At 60.3% G+C, this 8,593-nt stretch carries 7 protein-coding genes, 1 tRNA gene and 1 pseudogene; 1 reads left to right on the forward strand and 8 read right to left on the reverse strand.

Going from position 1 to position 8,593, the window contains the following annotated elements; all coding sequences use genetic code 11:
* Window positions 1–110: 110 nt before the first annotated feature.
* The 8 genes and pseudogenes from ACYCCG_RS25825 to ACYCCG_RS25860 all read right to left on the reverse strand — a co-directional run.
* Window positions 111–1,608 (reverse strand): annotated as a pseudogene (locus ACYCCG_RS25825) (tyrosine-type recombinase/integrase); the annotation flags it as partial.
* A 221-nt stretch (window positions 1,609–1,829) separates the two neighbouring features.
* Window positions 1,830–1,905, reverse strand: a tRNA-Gly gene (locus ACYCCG_RS25830).
* Window positions 1,906–1,968: 63 nt separating this feature from the next.
* On the reverse strand, window positions 1,969–2,529 hold the full coding sequence (gene pgsA / locus ACYCCG_RS25835) for a CDP-diacylglycerol--glycerol-3-phosphate 3-phosphatidyltransferase (RefSeq protein WP_021783204.1): 561 nt from the start codon (window positions 2,527–2,529) through the stop codon (window positions 1,969–1,971).
* Between the two features lie 33 nt (window positions 2,530–2,562).
* Window positions 2,563–4,386 carry an excinuclease ABC subunit UvrC gene (gene uvrC, locus ACYCCG_RS25840; RefSeq protein WP_064493178.1) on the reverse strand — a complete coding sequence of 608 codons (1,824 nt, stop codon included), beginning with the start codon at window positions 4,384–4,386 and terminating at the stop codon, window positions 2,563–2,565.
* 6 nt (window positions 4,387–4,392) lie between these two features.
* Complete coding sequence (gene gacA / locus ACYCCG_RS25845; protein WP_003251380.1) at window positions 4,393–5,031, reverse strand: response regulator transcription factor GacA; 639 nt, start codon at window positions 5,029–5,031, stop codon at window positions 4,393–4,395.
* Window positions 5,032–5,094: 63 nt separating this feature from the next.
* Window positions 5,095–5,484 (reverse strand): helix-turn-helix domain-containing protein, encoded by a 390-nt coding sequence (locus ACYCCG_RS25850; RefSeq protein WP_209967139.1) that lies wholly within the window; start codon window positions 5,482–5,484, stop codon window positions 5,095–5,097.
* Between the two features lie 107 nt (window positions 5,485–5,591).
* Entirely contained in the window at window positions 5,592–6,035 is a 444-nt protein-coding gene (locus ACYCCG_RS25855) for a GNAT family N-acetyltransferase (protein ID WP_176682230.1), read from the reverse strand.
* 10 nt (window positions 6,036–6,045) lie between these two features.
* Window positions 6,046–6,432 (reverse strand): DUF488 domain-containing protein, encoded by a 387-nt coding sequence (locus ACYCCG_RS25860; protein ID WP_209967141.1) that lies wholly within the window; start codon window positions 6,430–6,432, stop codon window positions 6,046–6,048.
* Between the two features lie 128 nt (window positions 6,433–6,560).
* Here ACYCCG_RS25860 and ACYCCG_RS25865 point away from each other — a divergent pair, with 128 nt between their 5' ends.
* Complete coding sequence (locus ACYCCG_RS25865; protein ID WP_459672294.1) at window positions 6,561–8,177, forward strand: inorganic phosphate transporter; 1,617 nt, start codon at window positions 6,561–6,563, stop codon at window positions 8,175–8,177.
* Window positions 8,178–8,593 lie beyond the last annotated feature (416 nt).

The following is an 8,593-nucleotide window of genomic DNA, read 5'->3' on the forward strand; positions in this document are numbered from 1 at the left end:
GGTCAGGACGCACTCGCAACTGGGAGCCGATTGGTACCGTGCTGCTGAACCCTGATAGAGAACAACAGCACGTGAAGCAAGCCGCATAGTTGGATGGTTGACGCGACAACTACCTTGAAAAACGCCGCTGCTTCGTAGATCTCAAGCATCTCCGCCCGCTCTCTTTGGATATCAGAAACCAGCCGAACACCAGACGCTTCCGATGTATCGAATCGATCCGCTAAAACCTTACTGCCTTCAAGGACTACTGGATTCGTTTCGGGTTTCATGACACTGCGCACGGGAGTGAAAGGCAAATTCTGCAACCCGAGCGACAGCTGCGATGCCCCTTCCAACCGAATGGTTAACGGCGAGCTCGCCGCCTTGGTATGCCCCTGAACCCAGAGATCTAACCGATTGGCCCAGTCCTGCATCATCGTACGACGTTGCTCGACATATTCGGCATGGTTGTACGCCGAACTCACCTTGTCCGGATCAGCATGCGAAAGCTGCGCATCGATCCAAATCTTCGGGTAACCGATCTCATTGAGCGCCGTTGAGATCGTCGCCCTCACACCGTGCCCCGTAAGCCGGTCAGCAAAACCCATACGTCGCAACGCACTGTTCAGCGTGTTCTCGCTGATGCGTTTGCTTAGATCGCTTCGATGGGTGAGTAGATATCGCTGAGCCGGAACCACATGTTCAAGCAACAGCCGCACGACTTCAGAAGCCTGAATAGAGAGCGGAACGATATAGGGTGGCACCTTGGCGGTTTGACGGCGCGTTTTGCGCATCTTGAGCTGGAGCTGCTTGACCACTTCCGGCGGGATGATCCAAAGCCTACGCTCAAGATCGAATTGATCGGGCGTCGCCAGGCGCAACTCACCGGTACGCACCCCGGTCAACAGCAACAAGCGGATACCGAGTTGCGTCTGCTGCGACCCGCGGAACGCACGCAGCTTGCCCAAGAACTGTGGAAGCTCCTCCATGCGCAGGAAGGGATTGTGCTTCCACTGGCAGCTTGGGCACCGCCACCACATCGAGATCAGCGGCAGGATTGTGCTCAAGGCCCGCTATGCGTACTAGTGCGTAACGGAACAACTGATTGAGCCAGGTCCTGCACTTCTCCGCAGTCGTGAAGGCCTTCCTGCATTCGATACGGCTGAGCAGATCCATGAGCACATGTCGATTGATCTCATGGATCGACTGCTCGCCAATGTAGGGCTGAATATCTTTGGCAAAAATGCGCAGGATCTGCGACAGCGTGCTCTGTCGTCCTTCTTTGAGACTCAGCCTACGAAAGGCAATCCACTGCTCGAAGACAGCATCGAAGGTCTGGTCATTGGCAAGGCGCACAGCAACACGCTGTTGCTTGCGCTGTTCACTGGGATTGGTGCCCCGAGCAATTAGCGCCCGCGCTTCGTCACGCCGCGTCCGCGCGTCACGCAGCCCGACTTGAGGGTAACTGCCGAAGGACATGCGCTTCTGCTTGCCTTCCCAATAGAAGCGAAAATGCCACAGCTTTGCGCCCTGGGCCGTGACGTGAAGTATCAGACCATCATTGTCGGCAAGCGTGTAGTCCTTGCCGGTGACTCGGGCATGCCGAATCGCCATTTCCGAAAGAGCCATGGTGACCTCCTGAACCTGCCGGAAGCCAAATGCTCATCTCGTCACCGATCCTGCTCCATCGATAAACCGAATTGGGGTCTATCCCATTCTGGCCTCAAATCTGGCCTTAAAATGCGCGGCTACCCCCGGTTTTCGGTGGTTTTCGCTGGAACGAAAAAAGGGCCTTTCGGCCCTTTTTTCAACGACTTACAGACTTCCATGGAACTCTGTAGATCTATAACTGGAGCGGGAAACGAGACTCGAACTCGCGACCCCGACCTTGGCAAGGTCGTGCTCTACCAACTGAGCTATTCCCGCGTCGTGATGGGTGCCATTCTAGCGATTTCTAAAACAGCGTCAACCCCTTGATTCAAAAAACTTTTATTTTTTTTCCGAACCTTCGCGCAGGTGCGGCCAGGCGGCCAGCAGGTAGTGCACCATCGACCACAGCGTCAACCCCGCCGCCACCAGCAGCAGCCCGTAGCCCAGGATCACCCAGAACGTTACCGCTGGCGGGTTGCCCAGCAGGATCACCAGCGCCAGCATCTGCGCCGCAGTCTTCCACTTACCGAGGTTGGACACCGCCACATGTGCTCGAGCCCCTAGCTCAGCCATCCACTCGCGCAGCGCAGACACCACGATCTCGCGACCGATGATGACCGCCGCCGGCAGGGTCAGCCAGAAGTTGGCGTGGGTCTGCACCAGCAGCACCAGGGCCACTGCCACCATCAGCTTGTCGGCCACCGGGTCGAGGAAGGCGCCGAACGGCGTGCTCTGCTGCAGTCGACGCGCCAGGTAGCCGTCCAGCCAATCGGTGGCGGCGGCAACCGCGAATACGCTGCTGGCAGCCATGTAGCTCCACTCATAGGGCATATAGAAGAGCAGAATGAAGCACGGAATGAGCAGGACGCGTAGAACGGTGAGCAGGTTTGGAATATTCATCGGTACGACTGGCCGCAAGTTGAGCCCGGCATTCTACTCGCTATGCAGGCTGGCATAAATTGATTCGGCAAGCTTTTTACTGATGCCGGGGGCTTTGGCGATTTCATCGATACTGGCGCGGTTGAGCTCCTGTAAGCCGCCAAAATGTTTCAGCAGATCGCGGCGGCGCTTGGGCCCTACCCCAGCCACATCTTCAAGGCTGGAGACTCGACGGGCCTTGCCACGGCGGGCACGGTGGCCGGTGATAGCGAAGCGGTGGGCTTCGTCGCGGATCTGCTGGATCAGGTGCAAGGCCGATGAATCGCCCTTGAGGGTGAATTCGTGATGCACATCGTTCAGGTACAGGGTTTCGAAACCCGCCTTGCGTGTGACGCCCTTGGCCACACCGAGCAGGGTCAGGTCGGTGAAGCCCAGCTCCTGCATCACATCGCGGGCCATGTTCAGCTGACCCTTGCCACCGTCCACCAGCAGCACGTCGGGCAACTTGCCCTCACCGTCCTTGATGCGCCCATAGCGGCGGGTCAGGGCCTGATGCATGGCCGCGTAATCGTCACCTGCGGTGACGCCTTCGATGTTGAAGCGGCGGTAGTCGGACTTGATCGGCCCTTCGGGGCCGAACACCACGCAACTGGCCACGGTAGCTTCACCACTGGAGTGGCTGATGTCGTAGCATTCCAGGCGTTGCGGCACTTCATCCAGGCCCAGCACTTCGGCCAGGGCCTCGAAGCGCGCAGCCATGTGCTGGCGGTTGGCCAGGCGGGCATTCAGCGCCTGCTCGGCATTGGTCACTGCCAGTTGTTGCCAGCGGGCGCGGGTACCACGCACCCGGTGGCTGATGGTCAGTTCGCGGCCACGCAGCGTGTGCAGTGCTTCGGTGATGGCGTTGAAGTCTTCGTGCACAACATTGACGATCAACTCGCCGGGCAGCTCGCGCTCTGCGTTGCCCAAGTAGTACTGGGAAAGGAATGCGGCCATAACCTCGGCCACCTCCTCCTCGATGCCCACTTGCGGGAAGAAGTTCTTGCTGCCCAGTACTCGCCCGCCGCGCACGCTGATCAAGTGCACACAGGCGCCACCCGGGTTGACGAAGGCGGCGATGACGTCGACATCGCCGCTGCCGCCCTCGATGTACTGCTGGTCCTGCACACGGCGCAACAGGGCGATCTGGTCGCGCAGCTCGGCAGCTTTTTCGAAATCGAGGGCCATGGCGGCCTTCTCCATCTCGGCATTCAACTCATTGCCCAGTTGCTGGCTACGCCCTTCCAGAAACATCACCGAATGGCGCACGTCTTCTGCGTATTCCTCGGCAGTCACCAGGTCGGTGCAGGGCCCTTTGCAACGTTTTATCTGGTATTGCAGGCAGGGTCGGGTGCGGTTGGCGTAGTAGCTATCTTCGCACTGACGCACTGAAAAAGCCTTTTGCAGCAGGCTGAGGCTTTCGCGAATGGCCCCGGCGCTGGGGTACGGGCCAAAATAACGGCCCTTGGCCTTTTTCGCCCCCCGGTGAATGCCCAGGCGCGGAAACTCGCCATCGGACAGAAACACGTAGGGGTAGGACTTATCGTCGCGCAGCAGGATGTTGTACGGCGGCCGCCATTCCTTGATCAGGTTCTGCTCCAGCAGCAACGCCTCGGTTTCGTTGGCGGTGATGGTGGTTTCAACCTGGGCGATGCGCGCAACCAGCGCGGCGGTCTTGGGCGCAAGGCCAGTCTTGCGAAAATAGCTGGCCAGGCGCTTCTTCAGGTTCTTGGCCTTGCCCACGTAAAGCAGCCGGGCTTCGCCGTCGAACATCCGGTAAACGCCCGGGCGACCACTGCAGGTCGCCAGGAATGCGCTGGCATCAAAGACTTGGGACATGAGGTTTTACAGGCTTGCGTCAACCATACCGTGGCGAACGGCCAGCAAGGTCAATTCGACGTCGCTGGTGACCGAGAGTTTTTCAAAGATCCGATAACGGTAAGTATTGACGGTCTTGGGCGAGAGGCACAACTTGTCGGAGATGATCTGCACTTTCTGGCAGCCGACGATCATCAGGGCAATCTGGATTTCCCGTTCGGACAACGCGTCGAACGGAGAGCCCTGCGGCTGGAACGGTTTCAGCGCCAGCTGCTGGGCGATCTGCGGGCTGATATAGCGCTGGCCGGCAAAGGCCAGACGAATGGCCTGGACCATTTCGTCAAGGCCCGCACCCTTGGTCAGGTAGCCGGCAGCGCCGGCCTGCAACAGGCGTGTGGGGAACGGGTCTTCCTCGCACACCGTCACCGCCACTACCTTGATGTCAGGATGGCTGCGCAGCAGCTTGCGGGTGGCCTCCAAACCGCCGATGCCGGGCATTTTCACATCCATCAGCACAACGTCCGGCTTCAGCTCCCGGGCCAGTTTCAGTGCCGACTCGCCCGAGTCTCCCTCACCCACCACCTGCAGGCCGTCGATGTCGGCCAACATCCGTGTAATACCGGTTCGTACCAGATCGTGATCATCGACCACTAAGACCCTAATCAAGCACACACCTCGTCAGCAGGGCGATTGGATCCCGCCACCTTAACAAAATTTTTCACGGTGGGCCTAACGCATTGCTTCCTTCAGAAACGACTGACGTTCGACGGTGAGAGGCCTCACGATTTGCCGGGGCTTGGCGTCGTTGGCCAATCGCCCCAAAAGGTGCAAGAGCGCCGCCTGATCGTCCAACGGTAACTCCCGAAAAGCCTCCAGCAAACCGGACTCATCCGCGCTCAAACCTTCGAGCGCTGCCGGAGTGCGCAGGCCGCTGAGTACGTACAGCGCATCCACGCCCCTGGCCGCCAATGCCGCCAGGTAATCGACCCGCGGCGTGCGTTCACCGCTTTCGTACTTGCCCTGAGCGTTGGGCTCGACCCCACCGATATCGCCAAATACACGCTGGGTCATACCCAGCCGCTCACGCTCTTCCCGCAGTCGCGGACCGATTCCGTTCATAGGGGCTTCTCCTTTTCCCTTGTATCCTCAAACACGGTCTACCCGCCTGCAGGCAGCCGTAAATGTGTGGATCCACTATGCCCATGCTCTGTGGCTGCGACAAGCCATCATTTAGCTACTACGTTGATATCTCGCTGCATCCGCACAAAGCAATCGTCCTCACCCATCTCGACGAAGCCGTGACGCTGGTACAACAAGCGGGCCGGGTTGCTGCGGAACACCATCAGCCGCAACAGTGGGAGGCGCCGCTGCCTGGCCCACAGCGCCAGTTCTTCCAGCACCCAGCTACCGACGCCCCGCCCACGGTGTTCAGGCAACAGGTGCAACTCGCGGATGAACAGTGCCTGGCGGTCCTGGCTGAGGCTGCAAAAACCCAACAGGGTGTCACCTTCGATCACCAGCCACTGCTCGCGCCAGCCCCAGGCTGCGTCGAAGGCTTCTTCGATCCACAGCAGGTCGTATTCGCGGTAGTAGGGCAACATGGCGCGGCGCGTGAGGTCGCGGGCGAAGGTACAGTGAATGTCTTTGGCGGGAATCAACTGTAAGGGCATCGCATCGCACTCATTGGGCATAACACACCGGCGAACTGCCAGGGCCACACCGGTCCAGTTCGTTTTCCAACCAGTCGGCCAGCACCCGGGCATTGTTGTGCTCGCTGTCCTTGCCGGCATACAGCAATGTCAGCGTCCCCTTCCTGGCCATGTCCAGCAGCGGATACCAGTGCTCGGGGTGGGCCGCCAGTTCCTGCTGGTAACGCTGGGTAAAAACGGCGAAATCCACTTCACCCTGGTGGAATGCCTTACGCAATTCATTCGAAGGTGCCACTTCGCGCAACCACTGCCCATGGAGGTCTTCCTTGCGTTTGTTGCGCGGCCACAGGCGGTCGACCAGTACACGCTGGCCATCTTCATCCTCAACCGCATCATAGACACGCTTGCAGCGGATCATGGGCGTCTCCTGCCATTACCGTCCGTCTTGAGCCTAGATAATTCATTGATCGAGGTCACGGCCGGGTTACGAATTGTTTCTATGCTCAAGGCCTTCGGCATTTTCGCCCAACGCCAACCGGAGCCCCCATGGCAACCCCGTCAGTGGCCAGCAGCCCACTACTGGCCCAACACGACGCCCGCCCGCAGCTCTCCCACAAGCCTGGGCGTGCCACCTTAACGTTGTTCTTCAGCCTGCTGCTGGCTGGTATCGCCTACACCGCCTGGAGCCTCAAGCAGGATGTGGCCGCAAGCGGTACGGTCATCACCACGGCCACACCGTTCCTTCTGCTGGGCCTGGCGCTGCTGATTGCCCTGGGCTTCGAGTTCGTCAACGGCTTCCACGACACCGCCAACGCGGTAGCCACAGTGATATACACCCATTCGTTGCCGGCCCCGGTCGCGGTGGTGTGGTCTGGGCTGTGCAACTTCCTGGGCGTGCTTTTCTCCAGTGGCGCGGTGGCGTTCGGCATCATCGCCCTGCTACCGGTAGAGCTGATTCTGCAGGTCGGCTCTTCGGCCGGCTTTGCCATGGTTTTCGCCTTGCTGCTGGCGGCGATCATCTGGAACCTTGGCACCTGGTGGCTGGGCCTGCCGGCATCGTCCTCGCACACCCTGATTGGCTCGATCATCGGCGTGGGCGTAGCCAATGCGCTGATGCATGGGCGTGACGGCACCAGCGGCGTGGACTGGGCCCAAGCCAGCAAGGTGGGTTATGCCCTGCTGTTCTCACCGCTGATCGGTTTTGCTTGCGCAGCCCTGTTGCTGCTGGCCCTGCGTGCGCTGGTCAAACGCAAGGCCCTGTACCAGGCACCGGAAGGCCAGACACCGCCACCGTGGTGGATCCGCAGCCTACTGATTCTGACCTGCACCGGGGTATCGTTTGCCCACGGCTCCAACGACGGCCAGAAAGGCATGGGGCTGATCATGCTGATTCTGGTCGGCACCCTGCCGATGGCTTACGCGCTGAACAAGACCTTGCCCAACGAGCAGGCTCTGCAATTTTCCGCTGTCGCCGAGGTAACCCGCCAGGCACTGGTACGCAGCGCCCCGCAAGCGGCCCCGGCTGACCCGCGCCAGGTACTGACCCTGTTCATTGCCGAACCCAAGGCCAGCCCGCACCTGGTACCAGCACTGGCGGCGCTGACCGGGATGATCGGCGAAGAGGTCAAAGGCTATGGCTCGCTCAAGCGCGTACCGGCTGAGGCCATGGCCAACGTGCGTAACGACATGTACCTGACCAGTGAAGCCATCCGCCTCATGGAGAAAAACCACTTGGTGGCATTCGATGCCGACACCCGCAGCCATGTCCAGCTTTTCAAAGTCCAGCTGGACGACGCTACCCGCTATATTCCGCTGTGGGTGAAGGTGGCTGTAGCCATCGCGCTGGGGCTGGGGACCATGGTTGGCTGGCGACGTATTGTGGTCACCGTTGGCGAGAAGATCGGCAAGACCCACCTCAGCTATGCCCAAGGCGCATCGGCCGAAGTGGTGGCGATGTGCACCATTGGCGCAGCGGATATGTTCGGGCTGCCGGTGTCGACCACGCATGTGCTGAGTTCGGGGGTGGCCGGGGCCATGGTGGCCAATGGGTCGGGGATTCAGAGGCGCACTTTGTTCAATCTGCTGATGGCCTGGGTGCTGACCTTGCCAGCGGCAATGCTGTTGGCTGGCAGCCTGTACTGGCTGCTGAACCACATCTTCTGAACCCGTACGCCGCCTTCTGTAGGCGCGGGTTTACCCGCGAATACGGTAGCGGTGACAACCGTGAACGGCGGGTGGAGATTGGCCAACAGGCCCGGCCCTTTCGCGGGTAAACCCGCTCCTACGAGGGCCTGCGCCCAACCACCGACCTGTGTCCACCACCAATCCGGCGTAGGAGCGGGTTTACCCGCGAATACGGTAGCGGCGGCAACGGTGAACAGCGGGTGGAGATTGGCCAGCAGGGCCGGCCCTTTCGCGGGTAAACCCGCTCCTACGAGGGCCTGCGCCCAATCACCGACCTGTGTCCACCACCGATCCGGCGTAGGAGCGGGTTTACCCGCGAATACGGTAGCGGCGACAACGGTGAACAGCGGGTGGGGATTGGCCAGCAGGGCCGGCCCTTTCGCGGGTAAACCCGC

It is taken from the genome of Pseudomonas sp. VEM90 (assembly GCF_054611535.1).